At 72.1% G+C, this 15,950-nt stretch carries 16 protein-coding genes; 8 read left to right on the top strand and 8 right to left on the bottom strand.

What is annotated here, in order from left to right:
- Position 1 precedes the first annotated feature (1 nt).
- Complete coding sequence (locus ACFQZY_RS07520; protein WP_377414595.1) at positions 2 to 808, bottom strand: alpha/beta fold hydrolase; 807 nt, start codon at positions 806 to 808, stop codon at positions 2 to 4.
- 11 nt (positions 809 to 819) lie between these two features.
- A complete protein-coding gene (locus tag ACFQZY_RS07515) occupies positions 820 to 2,127 on the bottom strand; it encodes an O-acetylhomoserine aminocarboxypropyltransferase (protein WP_377414592.1) in 1,308 nt (435 codons plus the stop codon).
- A gap of 93 nt (positions 2,128 to 2,220) precedes the next feature.
- On the opposite strand from ACFQZY_RS07515, the gene ACFQZY_RS07510 reads away from it, so the two are divergent.
- A complete protein-coding gene (locus ACFQZY_RS07510; RefSeq protein ID WP_377414590.1) occupies positions 2,221 to 2,685 on the top strand; it encodes a CBS domain-containing protein in 465 nt (154 codons plus the stop codon).
- Between the two features lie 28 nt (positions 2,686 to 2,713).
- On the opposite strand, the gene ACFQZY_RS07505 is transcribed toward ACFQZY_RS07510, so the two are convergent.
- Entirely contained in the window at positions 2,714 to 3,925 is a 1,212-nt protein-coding gene (locus tag ACFQZY_RS07505) for a polyhydroxyalkanoate depolymerase (RefSeq protein ID WP_377414588.1), read from the bottom strand.
- Positions 3,926 to 4,042: 117 nt separating this feature from the next.
- Here ACFQZY_RS07505 and ACFQZY_RS07500 point away from each other — a divergent pair, with 117 nt between their 5' ends.
- Positions 4,043 to 4,699, top strand: coding sequence for a glutathione S-transferase (locus ACFQZY_RS07500; protein ID WP_377414586.1), 657 nt, complete (start codon positions 4,043 to 4,045; stop codon positions 4,697 to 4,699).
- A gap of 3 nt (positions 4,700 to 4,702) precedes the next feature.
- Here the strand turns inward: ACFQZY_RS07500 and ACFQZY_RS07495 are convergent, their stop codons facing one another.
- On the bottom strand, positions 4,703 to 5,125 hold the full coding sequence (locus ACFQZY_RS07495; RefSeq protein ID WP_377414584.1) for a cupin domain-containing protein: 423 nt from the start codon (positions 5,123 to 5,125) through the stop codon (positions 4,703 to 4,705).
- Positions 5,126 to 5,221: 96 nt separating this feature from the next.
- On the opposite strand from ACFQZY_RS07495, the gene aroC reads away from it, so the two are divergent.
- Genes aroC through ACFQZY_RS07480 form a run of 3 tightly spaced genes read left to right on the top strand, consistent with a single transcriptional unit; the run spans position 5,222 to position 7,742 of the window.
- The gene (gene aroC / locus ACFQZY_RS07490; RefSeq protein WP_377414582.1) at positions 5,222 to 6,319 is read left to right on the top strand and encodes a chorismate synthase; all 1,098 of its coding nucleotides are present in this window, start codon (positions 5,222 to 5,224) and stop codon (positions 6,317 to 6,319) included.
- Positions 6,319 to 7,509 (top strand): MFS transporter, encoded by a 1,191-nt coding sequence (locus ACFQZY_RS07485; RefSeq protein ID WP_377414580.1) that lies wholly within the window; start codon positions 6,319 to 6,321, stop codon positions 7,507 to 7,509. The genes aroC and ACFQZY_RS07485 overlap by 1 nt, the downstream gene beginning before the upstream one ends.
- Positions 7,506 to 7,742: a DUF167 domain-containing protein gene (locus ACFQZY_RS07480; RefSeq protein ID WP_377414577.1), complete on the top strand. Its 237-nt coding sequence runs from the start codon at positions 7,506 to 7,508 to the stop codon at positions 7,740 to 7,742. Before ACFQZY_RS07485 ends, ACFQZY_RS07480 begins: the two co-directional genes overlap by 4 nt.
- Before the next feature lie 43 nt (positions 7,743 to 7,785).
- Here the strand turns inward: ACFQZY_RS07480 and mltB are convergent, their stop codons facing one another.
- The 4 genes from mltB to ACFQZY_RS07460 are packed head-to-tail and all read right to left on the bottom strand — an operon-like array spanning position 7,786 to position 12,798.
- Positions 7,786 to 8,898, bottom strand: coding sequence for a lytic murein transglycosylase B (mltB, locus tag ACFQZY_RS07475; protein ID WP_377414575.1), 1,113 nt, complete (start codon positions 8,896 to 8,898; stop codon positions 7,786 to 7,788).
- Complete coding sequence (locus ACFQZY_RS07470; RefSeq protein WP_377414573.1) at positions 8,898 to 10,934, bottom strand: transglutaminaseTgpA domain-containing protein; 2,037 nt, start codon at positions 10,932 to 10,934, stop codon at positions 8,898 to 8,900. Before ACFQZY_RS07470 ends, mltB begins: the two co-directional genes overlap by 1 nt.
- The gene (locus ACFQZY_RS07465; RefSeq protein ID WP_377414571.1) at positions 10,928 to 11,881 is read right to left on the bottom strand and encodes a DUF58 domain-containing protein; all 954 of its coding nucleotides are present in this window, start codon (positions 11,879 to 11,881) and stop codon (positions 10,928 to 10,930) included. The genes ACFQZY_RS07470 and ACFQZY_RS07465 overlap by 7 nt, the downstream gene beginning before the upstream one ends.
- Entirely contained in the window at positions 11,878 to 12,798 is a 921-nt protein-coding gene (locus tag ACFQZY_RS07460) for an AAA family ATPase (protein ID WP_377414569.1), read from the bottom strand. Before ACFQZY_RS07460 ends, ACFQZY_RS07465 begins: the two co-directional genes overlap by 4 nt.
- Positions 12,799 to 12,845: 47 nt before the next feature.
- On the opposite strand from ACFQZY_RS07460, the gene ACFQZY_RS07455 reads away from it, so the two are divergent.
- The 3 genes from ACFQZY_RS07455 (at position 12,846) to ACFQZY_RS07445 (ending at position 15,946) form a co-directional block, all read left to right on the top strand.
- Positions 12,846 to 13,805 (top strand): histone deacetylase family protein, encoded by a 960-nt coding sequence (locus tag ACFQZY_RS07455; protein ID WP_377415239.1) that lies wholly within the window; start codon positions 12,846 to 12,848, stop codon positions 13,803 to 13,805.
- 7 nt (positions 13,806 to 13,812) lie between these two features.
- Positions 13,813 to 15,060 (top strand): mechanosensitive ion channel family protein, encoded by a 1,248-nt coding sequence (locus ACFQZY_RS07450; RefSeq protein ID WP_377414567.1) that lies wholly within the window; start codon positions 13,813 to 13,815, stop codon positions 15,058 to 15,060.
- A gap of 130 nt (positions 15,061 to 15,190) precedes the next feature.
- On the top strand, positions 15,191 to 15,946 hold the full coding sequence (locus ACFQZY_RS07445; protein ID WP_377414565.1) for an electron transfer flavoprotein subunit beta/FixA family protein: 756 nt from the start codon (positions 15,191 to 15,193) through the stop codon (positions 15,944 to 15,946).
- The last annotated feature ends 4 nt before the right edge of the window (positions 15,947 to 15,950 follow it).

Raw genomic sequence — 15,950 nt, 5'->3', positions numbered from 1 at the left:
CTCACCCGCGCAGTAAATCCCGCAGCGCGAACAGCACGCCGTCGGGCGCCTCGGTCATGAGGCTGTGGCCGGCATCGAGTAGCACGGCCTTCGCATGCGGGGACCGGGCGCGCAGCGCCTGGGCCGCCCTGGGCGGCGTCATCGCGTCCTGCTTGCCCAGGACGAACAGCACCGGGCACTGCACCTTCTCCATCGCGGCCTCGCCGCCGGCGTAGGCGTCGCAGGCCTGGAAGCCGCGGTGGAAGACATTCACCCGCGGGTTGCTCGCCAGCACCCGGCGCATCAGCGCGCGCAGGCCGCCGTACAGCCAGGTGCCCGGGCCCAGCGCCGAGGGCGGCGGCGCCAGCTTGGAGTGCGAGTACACGTTGACCAGGGCGATCGCCTTGTGCGGCTCCTCCAGCGAGGCCTGCAGCAGCGCGGGGGTGACCCGCATCGGGAACGCGGTGGCGACCAGGGCCAGGTGGCTCACGCGCTGCGGCGCCCGGGCGGCGGCCTCCAGTGCGGCGAGCGAGCCGAAGCTGTGGCCCACCAGGGCGGCGCGCTGCACGCCGGCGGCGTCCATCAGGGCGAGGGCGAAGGCGGCCGCCTCCTCCACGCTGCGCGGGGGCTCGCCCTCGCTGCGGCAGTGACCCGGCAGGTCGGGCGCCAGCACGTTCCAGCCGTGGTGGGCGAACCAGCGGGTCTGCAGGATCCAGACGCTGTGGTCGTTGAGGACGCCGTGCAGGAAGACGATGGTCGGCAGCGCCGGGTCGAACGGGCGCCCGCCGGTGTAGCAGAAGGTGCGGTGGCCCTGGACGGTGAGTTCCATGCGCGGCGTCCTCAGGCGGCCCTGGCGGCGGCGCGCAGGGCGCGCTGCAGGTCGTCGATCAGGTCGTCCGGGTCCTCCAGGCCGATCGACAGGCGGATGGTCCCCTGGCCGATGCCGGCCGCGGCCAGGGCGTCGTCGGACATGCGGAAGTGCGTGGTGCTGGCGGGGTGGATCACCAGCGAGCGGCAGTCGCCCACGTTGGCCAGGTGGCTGAACACCTTGAGCGCCTCGACGAAGGCCTGGCCCTGGGCGCGGCTGCCGGCGAGGTCGAAACTGAACACCGAACCCGCGCCCCGCGGCAGCAGGCGCTGCGCCAGGGCGTGGCTCGGGTGCGACTCGAGCATGGGATGGCCCACGTTGGCAACCAGTGGCTGCGCCGCGAGGAATTCGACCACCTTGCGGGTGTTGGCCATGTGGCGCTCCATGCGCAGGGGCAGGGTCTCCAGGCCCTGCAGGATCAGCCAGGCGGTGTGCGGGCTCATGCAGGCGCCGAAATCGCGCAGGCCCTCGCGGCGCGCCCGCAGCAGGAAGGCGCCGACGGTGGACTCCTCGCTGAACACCATGCCGTGGAAGCCCTCGTAGGGCGCGGTCAGCCCGGCGAAGCGGCCGCGGGCGGCCGGGCCTTCCCAGTCGAAGCTGCCGCCGTCGACCACCACGCCGCCGATGACGGTGCCGTGGCCCGAGAGGAACTTGGTGGCCGAGTGGTAGACGAGGTCGGCGCCCAGCTCGAACGGCCGGACCAGCCAGGGCGAGGTGAGGGTCGAATCGACCAGCAGGGGCACGCCGGCCTCGTGGGCGATGGCGGCCACCGTGGGAATGTCCAGCACGTCCAGCCCGGGGTTGCCCACCGTCTCCCCGAACAGCAGCCGGGTCTCCGGCCGGATCGCGGCGCGCCAGCCGTCGATGTCGCCGGGGCGCACGAAGGTGGTCTCGATGCCGAAGCGGCGCAGCGTGTAGTGCAGCAGGTTCTGCGAGCCGCCGTACAGGGCGGTGGAGGCCACGATGTGCGAGCCGGCCCCCATGAGGGTCGCGATGGCCAGGTGCAGGGCCGCCTGCCCGCTGGCGGTGGTGATGGCGCCGATGCCGCCCTCCAGCGCCGCCACCCGCTGCTCCAGGACCGCGTTGGTGGGGTTGCTGATGCGGGAGTAGACATGGCCCGCCCGTTCCAGGTTGAACAGCGAGGCGGCGTGCTCGCTGGAGTCGAAGACGAAGGAGGTGGTCAGGTGGATCGGCACCGCCCGCGCGCCGGTGGCCGGATCGGGCGCGGCGCCGGCATGCAGGGCGAGGGTGTCGAAGCCGGGATCGGAGTAGCCGGGCATGTGGGGAAAAGGTCCACGTTCGTGTGGATGCGGGTGGGGGATGTGGGCTATATTGTTTGCAACCGCCAGAGGGCTGCCACGAGGAGATACCCCATGAAAGTCAGTGACATCCTGCGTGTGAAGGGCAACACGCTCTACACCACGTCCCCCGACGAGCCGCTGGCTCGCGCCATCGAGGTCATGGCCGACAAGGACATCGGCTCGCTCGTCGTGATGGAGCACGGGGACCTGGTGGGCATGCTCACCTTCCGCGAGGTGATCCAGGCCCTCGTGAAGAACGGCGGCGCGGTCGGCGGCACCCTGGTGCGCACCGCGATGGACGACCACCCGCTCACCTGCACCGGCGAGACCGAGCTCGACGAGGTGCGCCGCATGATGCTCGAGCGCCACGCGCGCTACATGCCGGTGATGGACCGTCGCATGCTGATGGGGGTGATCAGCTTCTACGACGTGGCCAAGGCCGTGGTGGACAGCCAGAACTTCGAGAACCGCATGCTCAAGGCCTACATCCGCGACTGGCCCAGCGCCGAGGACAGCAAGCCCACGGCCGAACTCTGAGGCCCGGCGCGGCGCGGGCCGGGGCGGCTCAGCCCTGGGCCGCGTGGATCACGTCACGCAGCAGCGGGTAGATCTGCTGCTGCCACCGGCGGCCGCTGAACACGCCGTAGTGGCCCACCCCGGTCTGCACGTGGTGGGTCTTCCGCCAGGGCCGGATGCCGGTGCACAGGTCCTGCGCCGCGACGGTCTGGCCCACCGAGCAGATGTCGTCGCGCTCGCCCTCCACCGTGAGCAGGGCGGTTCCCCGGATCGACCCCGGATCCACCGCGCGGTCCCGCCAGCGCAGCCGGCCGAGCGCCAGGTCGCAGGTCTGGAACACCTTCTCCACCGTCTCCAGGTAGAACTCCGCGGGCAGGTCATTGACCGCCAGGTACTCGTCGTAGAAGCTGCGGATCGTGTCGGCCTTCTCCAGTTCGCCCGCGACCAGGTGGCGGTACAGGTCCTTGAACGACTGCTGGTGACGCTCCAGGTTCATGCCCATGAAGGCCGACAGCTGCACGAAGCCGGGGTAGACCCTGCGCATGAAGCCGGCATGGGGCAGGGGCACATGGCTGATCAGGTTGTCCTCGAACCAGCCGATCGGCTTGCTGGTGGCCAGGCGGTTCACCTCGGTCGGGTTGACGCGGCAGTCCACCGGGCCGGCCATCAGCACCAGGGCGCGCGGTGTGGCCGGGTCGGCCTCCTCGGCGAGCAGGGCGGTGGCCGCGAGCGCCGCCACGCAGGGCTGGCAGACGGCGACCAGGCTGGCGCCCGGGCCCACGGCCCGCATGAACCGCATCAGGTAGTCGATGTAGTCGTCCAGTCCGAAGCCGCCCTCGCGCAGGGGAACATCCCGCGCGTTGTGCCAGTCGGTCACGTAGACCTCGTGGTCCTGCAGCAGGGTGCGGATGGTGTCCCGCAGCAGCGTGGCGAAGTGGCCCGAGAGGGGCGCGGCCAGCAGCACCCGGGGCTGCGGCGCCGCGCCCGGCTTGCGGAAATGCAGCAACGTGCCGAATGGCAATTTGAGGACCGTCTCCTCGATGACCTGTACGTCGCGGCCCTCCGAGCGCACCTGAGTGATGCCGTAGGCGGGACGCGTGTGCGTCAGGCGCAGGCGCGAGAACACCTCGCAGGCCGCCGCCAGCTTGCGCGCAGCGGTGCCCTCGGTGCGCTCGAGCCACAGGGCCGCGGCCTGGTGCTGGGCGATGAGGCGCAGGGGGGAGGTCAGGTCGAAATGGGTCTGGTAGGCCTGGTAAAGCATGTCGCGGCGCTCCTTGGCGGTGCGTTTGCAAGTTGCACGCCAAGCCGGTTGCGCCCCTGCGCGATGGCACAGCCTTTGCTGGTCCTGGCATTCATCGCAGCATCGAAGGAGCGCCCCATGGCCCGCACGGTCCTCACCATCAGCAGCAAGAACTACGGCGCCTGGGCCTTGCGGGGCTGGCTGATGGCCCGGCTCGCCGGGCTGGCCTTCACCGAGAAGGTGATCCCGCCCGACGACCCGGCCATGAAGGCGGAGATGCTCCTGCTGTCGTCGTCGATGCGGGTGCCTTCGCTGGATCACGAGGGCGTGCACGTGTGGGACACGCTGGCCATCGGCGAGTACCTGCACGAGGTCAGGCCCAGGGCAGGCCTCCTGCCGGCCGACCGCAAGGCGCGCGCGCATTGCCGCGCCATCTGCGGCGAGATGCACTCGGGCTTCGCCGCGCTGCGCGGCGCGCTGCCGATGAACATCCGCGCGCATTTCCCGGGCTTCAAGGTCTGGTCGCGCGCGCAGGCCGACATCGACCGCATCCTCGAGATCTGGCGCGAGTGCCTGGCGAGCTACGGCGGCCCGTTCCTTTTCGGCAAGCAGCCGTCCATGGCGGACGCGATGTACGCGCCGGTGGTGACCCGGTTCCTCACCTACGACGTGGCGCTGGACAAGCCCTGCGCCGCGTACTGCCGCCGCATCATGGAGCTGCCGGCCATGCAGGAGTGGGTGGCGGCGGCGAAGGAGGAGCCCGCCGAGATCGACGAGCTCGACGCGGAGTTCTGAGCCTCAGGCCCAGGGGGTGGGCGGCGGGATGTCGCACACCGGCTCCACGTCCACCGTCCTGAAATCGGCGGGCGAGACGATCTCCAGGTACTCCATGTCGGGGGAGTAGTCGAACAGGTAGTGCCGGATGCCGGGACGCTGGTGGACCACGTCGCCGGCCTTGACCAGCGTCTCCCGGTCCTCGTACATGAAGCGGGCCCACCCCTTGGTCATGATCACGATGTGGAAGTCCGCCTCATGCCGGTGCCATCCCGTGCCTTGTTCCGGTGCCTTGTTCGCCTTCACCAGGTGCGCGATGACCTGGCCGTTCGTGGCGTGCGCGATGCCCAGGTCCCGGTACAGGAAGAAGTCCCGCAGGCCGCCCGACTCGAAGTCGGTGTCCTCGGGCCTCACGAGGGAAAATCGGGTGGCGGTCGTGTCCAACATCAGATGCTCTCCTTCGGTGCCGGGATGGCCCCGCGCCGCTTCTCCATGCATGAAGCGTTCCCGTGGGGCGCAGGCGCTCTGGGATAATCCGTTGCCATGAGCGGCAATACTTTCGGCACCCTGTTCGCAGTCACCAATTTCGGCGAGTCCCATGGCCCGGCCATCGGCTGCGTCATCGACGGATGCCCCCCGGGGCTGGAACTGTCCGAGGCCGACATCCAGCCCGACCTGGATCGCCGCCGCCCCGGCACCAGCCGCCACGTCACCCAGCGCCAGGAGCCCGACCAGGTCGAGATCCTCTCCGGCGTCTACGAGGGCCGCACCACCGGCACGCCGATCGCCCTGCTGATTCGCAACACCGACCAGCGCTCCAAGGACTACGGCGACATCCTCCAGACCTTCCGGCCCGGCCACGCCGACTACACCTACACCCAGAAGTACGGCCTGCGCGACCCGCGCGGCGGCGGCCGCTCCTCGGCCCGCCTGACCGCGCCCATGGTGGCGGCCGGCGCGGTGGCCAAGAAGTGGCTGGCGCAGAAGTACGGCACCCGTTTCCGCGGCTGCATGACGCAGGTGGGCGAGGTCGCCATCCCGTTCGAGAGCTGGGACCATGTCCCGCAGAACCCCTTCTTCGCGCCGGTGGCCGACGTCTCGGCGCTGGAGGCCTACATGGACGCCCTGCGCAAGTCGGGCGATTCCTGCGGCGCGCGCCTGCGCGTCACCGCCACCGGCATGCCGGTGGGCCTGGGCGCGCCGCTGTTCGACAAGCTCGACGCCGACATCGCCTACGCGATGATGGGCATCAACGCCGTCAAGGGCGTGGAGATCGGCGCCGGCTTCGCCAGCGTGGCCCAGCGCGGCACCGTGCATGGCGACTCCCTCACCCCGGCCGGTTTCGCCACCAACAACGCCGGCGGCGTGCTGGGCGGCATCAGCACCGGGCAGGACCTGGAGGTTTCGATCGCGATCAAGCCGACCAGCTCCATCATCACGCCGCGCGAGTCGATCAACCTCAGCGGCGAGCCGATGCAGGTGGTCACCAAGGGCCGCCACGACCCCTGCGTGGGCATCCGCGCCACGCCGATCGCCGAGGCCATGCTGGCCCTGGTGGTGATGGACCACGCGCTGCGCCACCGCGCGCAGAACGCCGACGTCCAGCCGCCGCTGCCTCCCATCGCCGGCGCCGCGGGCTGATGCCGGCGGGCGGCGGGGCAGGCGGCATCCGCGCGATCGCGCCGTTCGCGGCGCTGTCGGCCAGCTACTTCGCGCACATCGGGTTCTTCAACCCGTACCTCACCCTCTGGCTCAAGCACCTGGGGCTGCCGATCGCGGTGATCGCGCTGCTGGCGTCGGTGCAGTCCGTCACCCGTGTCTTCGCGCCCTACCTGTGGGGCATGCTCAGCGACCACACCGGCGAGCGCGTGCGCCTGCTGCGATGGAGCGCGTGCGTGGCCTTCGCCGCGGCGCTGGGCTTCTGGTGGCCGGGCGGGCCGTGGTGGATCGGTCTGGTGCTGCTGGTGGTCTTCACCCACACCAGCTCGATGATGTCGCTCACCGAGGCCGCGATGGCGCACCTGGTGGCCGGCGACTGGGGCCGTTACGGCCGCATCCGGCTCTGGGGCTCGGCCGGCTTCATGGCCACGGTGGTCGCGGCGGGGGCCTGGTTCGACCATTTCGGCATGGGCCACTTCACCGGCTGGACCACGGCGACCCTGGCCGCGGTGGTCGCCTGCACCTTCTGGCTGCCCGACGCCCATGACCGGCCCGAGGCGCACGCGCAGGCCCGCGAGCCGGTGGGCCCGGTGCTGCGCCAGCCGGTGGTGCGCTGGTTCTTCGCCTCGCTCCTGTGCCACGTGATGGCGCACTACGCCATCTATGGCTACTTCTCCCTCTACCTCGACGCCCATGGCTACGGCAAGGCCACCATCGGCCTGCTCTGGGCGGTGTCGGTGCTGGTGGAGATCGCCTGGTTCTTCTGGCAGGGGCGGCTGGTCGGCCTGCTCACCATGCCGCAGTGGCTGGTGCTGTGCGGCGCCGCCACCGCGCTGCGCATGACGGGCACCGGCCTGCTGGGCGACTGGCTGCTGGTGCTGTTCATCGGCCAGGTGCTGCATGCGCTGACCTTCGCCGCGCACCACACCGCCTGCATCGCCATGGTGACCTACCACTTCCCCGGCCGGCTGCGGGCGCGCGGGCAGGCGCTGTTCACCGTGGTCGGCTACGGCATCGGCGGGGTGGTGGGCGTGCTGGCCGGCGGGCGCCTGGTCGACGCCGTGGGCTACGAGGCGCTGTTCCTGGCGGCCGGCGCGCTCGGCGCGCTGGCCGTGGCCTGCGCCTGGCAGGTCCGGCGCCACGAGGAGCGGCTGCCGGAGGCGGGCGCGTGAAGACGCTGCAGCTGAAGGTCAAGCCCAGCGCCCGCCAGAGCGTGCTGACGCCGCCGGCCGCCAACGGCGAGCCGTGGACCGCGCAGCTTAAGGCGCCGCCGGTGGACGGCAAGGCCAACGAGGAACTGGTGGCCCTGGTGGCGCGGCACTTCGGCTGCCCGAGGTCGGCGGTGCGGATCAAGGCCGGCGCGGGCGGCCGGATGAAGCTCGTGCAGGTGGACGGGGTGGACTGAGCGGCCCCGCGCCGGCAGCCCGGTGGGGCGGTTCCAGGGCGACTCAGTGGCGGCGCCGCATCGCCTCGCGAACCTCGCGTCCCAGCTCGATCACCGCCATCGCGTAGTAGGACGACTGGTTGTAGCGCGTGATCACGTAGAAGTTCTCGGTGCCCGCCACGTAGCTGCTCGGCGCCTCGCCGTTCTGCAGTTCGACCAGCGCCAGCGGGCCGGTGTGCTGCAGCGCCTCGCCCTCGAGCACCGCGCCCCTGGCGGTGAAGGCCGGCACGCCGAAGGTGGGCAGGATGTCGGGGGCGAGCAGGGTGTCCAGGTCCAGCGTGGCCGTGTCGAAGCGCACCGGGTAGTGCGTGGCCATGCCCGTCTGCCAGCCGAAGGACTTGAAGTAGTTGGCCACGGAGCCGATCGCGTCGGCGGTGCTGCGGCGCAGGTCGATGCGGCCGTCGCCGTCGAAATCGACCGCGAAGCGCACCGCGCTGCTCGGCATGAACTGCACCAGGCCCATCGCGCCGGCGAAGCTGCCCAGGGGCACGGCCGGGTCGCCGCCGCTGCGCCAGGCCAGGGTGAGGAAATGCTCCAGCTCGCTGCGGAACCAGGCGCTGCGTTCGGCGGCGCGCGGGTGCTGGGGCGGGTGGTCGAAGCCCAGGGTGGCCAGCGCGTCGAGCACGCGGAAGTCCCCCATCTGCTGCCCGTAGATCGTCTCCACGCCGATGATGCCCACCACCATCTCGGCGGGCACGCCGTACTGCTGCTCGGCCTTCGCCAGCGCCGCCTCGTTCTCGCGCCAGAAGCGCACACCCGCGGCGATGCGGATCGGGTCGATGAAGCGGCTGCGGTACACCGCCCAGTTCTTGCGCGTGGCCGGCGGGGGCGGCTGCATCAGCTTCTGCACCAGGGCCAGCTGCTGCGCCTGGCCGACGGCGCGGCGGGCCCAGGCGGCGTCCATGCCCTGGCGGGCTGCCATCTCGTCGGCGAAGCGCATCGCGTCCTCGCGGCCTGCGTACGGCGTGCCGGTGCGCGCGGCGGCGGTGGAGACCCGCGTGGCCTTGGGCTTCTTCACGCCCTTGGCGGCGTGCTTCTTCGCCTCGGCCGGCAGGGGCACGACCGCGAGGGCGCCGACAGCGGCGAGGAGCAGGGGCAGGAGGAGGCGACGCAGCATCAGGAGGGCCAGGGCAGTTGCCTGAATTCTCGCCGAAGGTCGGACAGGCGCAGGCCCGGCCGCGGCGCATAGCGCAGGGCCTCCAGCCGCAGCAGCCACTCCGCCACCGCGCGGGCGGCCGGGCCGTGCCGCGCGATGACCGCCTCGGCCATCTGGCGCGGCCCGGCCGCGGGGCCGAAGGCGAGGCCGCCGCGTGCAAGCCGGCGGCGCGCGCGATCCAGCAGCCGCAGCCACGGGTCCTGCCGGCCCCGCGGCAGCAGCGCCCACAGCGCGCCCGCGGCCGCCGTGGCGGCGAGCAGGCCGGCCAGCGCGCGCACCAGGTCGCGCCAGTCCACCGCGTCCAGGCCCAGCCCGCGCAGCAGGTCCAGCTGGCGGCCCTGCGTGTAGTTCAGGACCCGCTGGTTCCAGGCGTTGTTCAGGGCTTCCCACGCATTGCGCAGGACGAGGGCGAGGCCCGGGTCGAGCGCGCCCACGGCCGTGGCCAGCACGCCGGGCGGCGGCAGCAGGCGCTGCAGCGTGCCGGTGCGCGCGGGCGCGACGGCCGCTGTCGGGTCCACGCGCACCCAGCCCCGGCCGGCCAGCCAGACCTCGGCCCAGGCATGCGCGTCGCTGTGGCGGACGACCCAGGCGCCGTCCACCGGGTTGACCTCGCCGCCCTGGTAGCCGGTGACCACGCGCGCCGGGATGTCCATGCCCCGCATCAGGAGCACGAAGGCCGAGGCGATGTGCTCGCAGAAGCCGGCGCGCTTGTCGAACCAGAACTCGTCGGCCGTGTGCTGGCCGTAGGTGCCCGGCTCCAGCGTGTAGCGGTAGCCGCCGGTGCGCAGGCGCTCCAGCGCCATCGCCACCAGCGCGCCCTTGTCCTCGGGCGGGGCGGTGCTGGCGCGCATCAGGTCGGTGGCCAGTTGCAGGGTGCGCGGGTTGAAGCCCGGCGGCAGCTCGCGGTACTCCAGGGGCAGGGCCTCGGCCCGCAGCAGCGGGCCCAGCCGCCAGTCCAGGTGGCTGGCGACTTCGTACCGCAGCAGGTCGGTGACCGGGCGCGGCATCAGCCACTGCATCTCCGGCGTGCGCAGCGGGCCCGGGCCGGCCGCGAAGGCGGCCGAGGCGGGCGGCACGGCCGTCGCGTCGAGCACCGGCAGCCAGGGGCGGCTGCCCGGCTCCAGCGTGACGACGTAGCGCACCGGCTCGCCCGCCACCTCCAGCGGCGCGCGCCGCGCCGCCACCGCGGGCGAGGGCAGGGCCAGCGGCGAGGGATACAGCGGGCGCCAGACGCGGCCGTCGAAGTTGGTCAGCACCGGCCCGCGGAAGTACAGCTGCGGGCGCGGCGGCACCGGCCCCTCGAAGCGCACGCGCATCGCGATGCCGTCGTCCAGCGCCAGGCGGGCGACCTGGCCGACCTCCATGTCGCCGGCCAACCCGCTGCGCCCGGTCAGCGCATCACCCGGGATGCCCCACAGCGGCGGCAGCCGCGGGAACAGCAGGAACAGCGCGAGGGTCACGGGCGCGCCGAACAGCACCAGCCGCAGCGCGATGCCGGCGGACTGGCGCAGCGGAGGCCGGCCGACCGGCAGGTGCGCGTTCACGAGCGCGGTGAGCAGCCCGAGCAGGGCCACCCCCATCGCCAGCGCGGTGGGCAGCGACTGCGAGAAGAAGAAGTTCACCACCAACGTGAAGAAGCCGAGGAAGAAGACCACGAACGCGTCGCGCCGCGCGCGCAGCTCCAGGGTCTTGAGGGCCAGCAGGGCGACGACCAGGGTCACGCCCGCGTCGCGCCCGAGCAGGGTGCGGTGCGTCCACAGCGTCGCCGCCAGCGTCAGCGCCAGCAGCGCCGCGCGCCACAGCCGGCCGGGCAGCGGGGCGCCGGTGGCGGCGAGCCAGCCGCGCCAGGCCAGCACGCCGGCAGCGAGCGCGCTGCACCACAGGGGCAGGCGCGTCGCCTGGGGCAGCAGCACCCAGGCGATCACCAGCAGCAGGAACAGCGTGTCGCGGCTGTCCCGGGGCAGGGCGGCGAGGCGGGCGCGCAGGGCATTCAGCACAGGGCCAGGGCCTCCAGGCAACGCAGGCGGTGGGCCTCGCCCTGGCCCGGCGCGAGGGCCAGGCCCGGCAGGCGCAGGCCGTAGTCCAGTCCGAGGCGGTCGGCCTGCAGCACCCAGGCCGTGAGCCGGGACAGGCGCCGCTCGGTGTCGCCGGCGCCGGCCTGGGCGAGGTCCAGCCACAGCACCTGGCGGCCGGACTGCTGCGTGTCGCGCGAGACCAGCTCGCCGGTGCGCGCGGCCTTCTTCCAGGCCACCAGCCGCATCGGGTCGCCGCGCCGCCAGGCGCGCACGCCGTCGAACTCGCCGCTGGCGGCGCTGCGGCGGGCGCGCCCGTCGTCGCGCGTGGCCTCGCCGGGCGGCAGCGGCGGCGGCAGCGCCTCGGGCTGCGGGTACACCAGCATCCGCGCCGCCGGCCGCCACAGCGCCCAGGCCCGGAAAGTGCCCAGGGGAAAGCGCGTCTCGGCCGCCAGCAGCGGCAGCGGCTGCAGGCCCCGCGGCCCGGCGGGGACGGTGACCTGCACCTGGCTGCTGCCCCGGGCGGGCACGTCGCACCAGGCCCACTGCGGCGGCTGGCCCGGCTGCGAGACGGCCAGCGCCACGCCGGCTCGCGCGCGCCGCGAGGTGTTCGTCAAGGTGACCGTCAAGGGCGCCGCGGCCCCGCAGAACTGGGGCGCCGGCGCAGACAGGGCCAGCTGCAGCCCACGCAGGTTGGCATGGCTCACGTGCATGGCGGCGAGCGCCGCGCCCCCGAGCAGGAAGGTGACGAGGTAGCCCAGGTTCAGCTGGTAGTTGATGGAGGCCACCAGCAGCACGAGCAGGGTGGCGGCCAGCATCAGGCCGGGCCGCGTGGGGAGGATGTAGACGTTGCGGTGGGTGAGCGCCACGGTGTCGGCCCGCGGCAGCCGCGAGTGCCACCACGCCCGCAGCCGTGTCGCCAGCGCCCTCACGGCAGGGGCAGGGCCTCGAGCAGGGCCCGCACCTGTTCGACCGCGCCGCGCCCGGCATGGCCCACCGGCACGAGGCGGTGCGCGATGGTCTGCGGCAGGATGGCCTGCACGTCGTCGGGCGCCACATAGTCCCGGCCGGCGAGCAGGGCCTGGGCCTTGGCCGCGCGGATCACCGCGATCGCCGCGCGCGGCGACAGGCCCTGCGCGAACCAGCGGCCCGAGCGCGTGGCGGCGACGATGTCCTGCACGTACTCGAGCAGCGGGTCGGACGCATGCACGGCCAGCACCTGGCGCTGCAGCGCGTCCAGCGCCAGCGGGCTGAGCGAGCCCTGGAGCGACTCGAGCATGGCGCGCCGGTCCTCGCCCCGCAGCAGCTCGCGCTCGGCGGCGCGGTCGGGGTAGCCCAGCGAGATCCGCATCAGGAAGCGATCGAGCTGCGACTCGGGCAGGCTGAAGGTGCCGAGCTGGTCGTGCGGGTTCTGGGTGGCGATGACGAAGAAGGGCGCGGGCAGGGGCCGCGTCTCGCCCTCGACGCTGACCTGCTTCTCCTCCATCGCCTCGAGCAGCGCGCTCTGGGTCTTGGGGCTGGCGCGGTTGATCTCGTCGGCCAGCAGCACCTGGGCGAAGACGGGGCCCGGGTGGAAGACGAAGTCCTCCTTGCCGCGGTCGTACACCGACACGCCGGTGAGGTCGCTGGGCATCAGGTCGGCGGTGAACTGCACCCGGGCGAAGTGCAGCCCGAAGGCGCGGGCCAGGGCGTGCGCCAGCGTGGTCTTGCCCACGCCGGGAACGTCCTCGATCAGCAGGTGCCCGCCCGCCAGCAGGCAGGCCACGCAGTCCCGGACCTGTGCCGGTTTGCCCACGATCACCGTGTTAAGCTGGCCCAGGAGTGCCGACAGTTCACGTTGCGCTTGCATCGGCGCAACGTTATCCGAATTCCCAGCGGCACCGAAGCGCAGTGATGATGACTTCCAACAAGACCGGGTATTTCACCCACGCGGACTGCCGCAAGCACGAGATGGGGGAGGGGCACCCCGAGTGCCCGCAGCGCCTCGATGCCATCGAGGACCGCCTGCTGGTCACCGGCGTGGCCGATGCCCTGGAGCGCTTCGAGGCGCCGCGCGCCGCCCTCGGCGACATCGAGCTGGCGCATGACAAGCTGCACGTCGCCGCCCTGCGCGGGATGGAGCTGGAGATCGCCGAGCAGGTGCAGGCCGGCGGCCCGTCCTATGCGCACCTCGATGCCGACACCGCGATGAACCTGCACACCTGGGAAGCGGCCCAGCGCGCCGCCGGCGCCGCCATCGCGGCGACCGACGCGGTGATCGGGGGCGAGCTGGAGAACGCCTTCTGCGCGGTGCGCCCGCCGGGCCACCATGCCTGCCGCGGGCAGGCCATGGGCTTCTGCTTCATCAACAATGTGGCGGTGGCTGCGCGCTACGCGCTGGAGCGCCACGGCCTGTCGCGCGTGGCGGTGGTCGACTTCGACGTCCACCACGGCAACGGCACCGAGAACATCCTGGCCGGCGACGAGCGCGTGCTGATGGTCAGTATCTTCCAGAGCGGCCTGTACCCGTTCAACGGCGAGCAGCCGCTGGGCCCCAACATGGTCAACGTGCCGGTGCCGGCCTACACCCGCGGCGCCCAGGTGCGCGAGCTGATCGAGACCCACTGGATCCCCCGCCTGGAGGAATTCCGCCCCGAGATGATCTTCATCAGCGCGGGCTTCGACGCCCACCGCGAGGACGACCTGGGCCAGCTGGGCCTGGTCGAGCAGGACTACGCCTGGATCACCGGCCGCATCCGCGAGGTCGCGCGGCGCCACTGCCGGGGCCGCATCGTCTCCTGCCTCGAGGGTGGCTACAACCTGGGTGCGCTGGCGCGCAGCGTCGAGGCCCATGTGCGGGCCCTGGCCGACCTGTGAGGCGCTGATGGACGTGTTCGAGCGATTGCTGTCGGGCCTGGCCCATGCCGGCCTCGGCTGGGAGGCCGCTGCCCTGGCCGCGAGCCTGGTGGCGGCCTTCGGCCTGTGCTGGCTCGCCGGGCGCCGGCACGCGGGCGAGTCGGTCTGGTTCGGCCGGGCCATCGTCGACGGCCTGCTGTTCCCCCTGCTGGCGCTGGCGCTCGTGTACAGCGCCGAGGTGGCGCTGGCCCGCCACCAGCCGGTGCCGCTGCTGCGGATCGCGGTGCCGGTGCTGATGTCGCTGGCCGGCATCCGTTTCCTGGCGCGCGTGCTCACGGTGGTCTTCCCCGCCTCGGGCGCGGCGCGGCTGGTCGAGCGCCTGTTCTCCTGGCTGGCCTGGATCGCTGCGGTGCTGTGGATCCTGGGCCTGCTGCCGGTGGTCACCGAGGAAATGGACGCGATCCGCTTCACCTTCGGCAAGACCAAGGTGAGCCTGCTGAACCTCGTCGAGGGCGTGCTGTCCTCGGGCGCGGTGCTGGTGCTGGCGCTGTGGATCTCGGCGACCCTGGAGCGGCGCGTGCTGCGGCAGACGGTGTCCGACCTGTCGCTGCGCAAGGTGGCGGCCAATGCCCTGCGCGCGCTGCTGCTGCTGGTGGGCCTGCTGTTCGCGCTGTCGGCGGTGGGGGTGGACCTGACCGCGCTGTCGGTGCTGGGCGGCGCGCTGGGCGTGGGCCTGGGCTTCGGCCTGCAGAAGCTGGCGGCCAACTACGTCAGCGGCTTCGTCATCCTGTTCGAGCGCAGCCTGCGCATCGGCGACACCGTGCGCGTGGACAGCTTCGAGGGCGAGGTGGTGGACATCAAGACCCGCTACACCCTGATCCGCGCCAGCAACGGGCGCGAGTCGGTGGTGCCCAACGAGAAGCTGATCACCGAGCGCATCGAGAACCTCTCCCTCGCCGACCCGCTGATCCTGCTCTCCTGCGACGTGGCCGTGGGCTACGACAGCGACGTGGACCGGGTCCAGCGGATCCTGGTCGAGGCGGCGGCCGGCGTGCCGCGCGTGCTCGCCGACCCGGGGCCGGTGGCGCGGCTGGCGCGCTTCGGCGCCGACGGCCTGGAGTTCAGCCTGCTGTTCTGGATCGCGGACCCGGGCAACGGCCAGCTCAACGTGCGCTCGGACGTGAACCTTCGCATCCTGCGCGGGCTGCGGGAGGCGGGCATCGAGATCCCGTATCCGCAACGGGTCGTGCATCACCGCGAGGCCCCGCCACGCTGAGGCGGCCCCGGCCGGAACCCTATAATCGCTTTTTCGAACGGTCGTTCTTTTTTGCGTTTCGGGGCCTCCGGGGCCTAGAATCCGCAGTTTACGTAAACGTCAATTCCAAAGACATGAGGAGCCCCTGGCAATGAAGGTCCTGGTACCGGTCAAGCGCGTGGTGGACTACAACGTGAAGGTCCGCGTGAAGTCGGACAACACGGGTGTGGACATCGCCAATGTGAAGATGTCCATGAACCCGTTCGACGAGATCGCGGTGGAGGAAGCGGTCCGCCTGAAGGAGAAGGGCGCGGCCACCGAGGTGATCGCCGTGTCCTGCGGCGTGACGGCCTGCCAGGAGACGCTGCGCACGGCCATGGCCATTGGCGCGGACCGCGCCATCCTGGTGGAGACCCCGGCCGACCTCGAACTGCAGCCCCTGGCGGTGGCCAAGCTGCTCAAGGCGCTGGTGGACAAGGAGCAGCCGGGTCTCGTGATCCTGGGCAAGCAGGCGATCGACGACGACTGCAACCAGACCGGCCAGATGCTGGCGGCGCTGGCCGACCTGCCGCAGGCGACGTTTGCCTCGAAGGTGGAAGTGGCCGGCGACAAGGCCAACGTCACGCGTGAAGTGGATGGCGGCCTGGAGACGCTGGCGGTGAGCCTGCCGGCGGTGATCACCACCGACCTGCGCCTGAACGAGCCGCGCTACGTGACGCTGCCCAACATCATGAAGGCCAAGAAGAAGCCGCTGGAGACGCTCAAGCCCGAGGACCTGGGCGTTGACGTGGCTCCGCGCATCAAGACGCTGAAGGTCAGCGAGCCGCCCAAGCGCGGCGCGGGCATCAAGGTGCCGGATGTGGCCACCCTCGTCGACAAACTCAAGAACGAAGCCAAGGTGATCTGAGATG

Origin of the sequence: Ramlibacter sp. GCM10027632, from assembly GCF_042675325.1 — a bacterium.
Classification (GTDB): Bacteria; Pseudomonadota; Gammaproteobacteria; order Burkholderiales; family Burkholderiaceae_C; genus Ramlibacter.
This window is presented reverse-complemented; position numbering and strand designations above follow the sequence as displayed.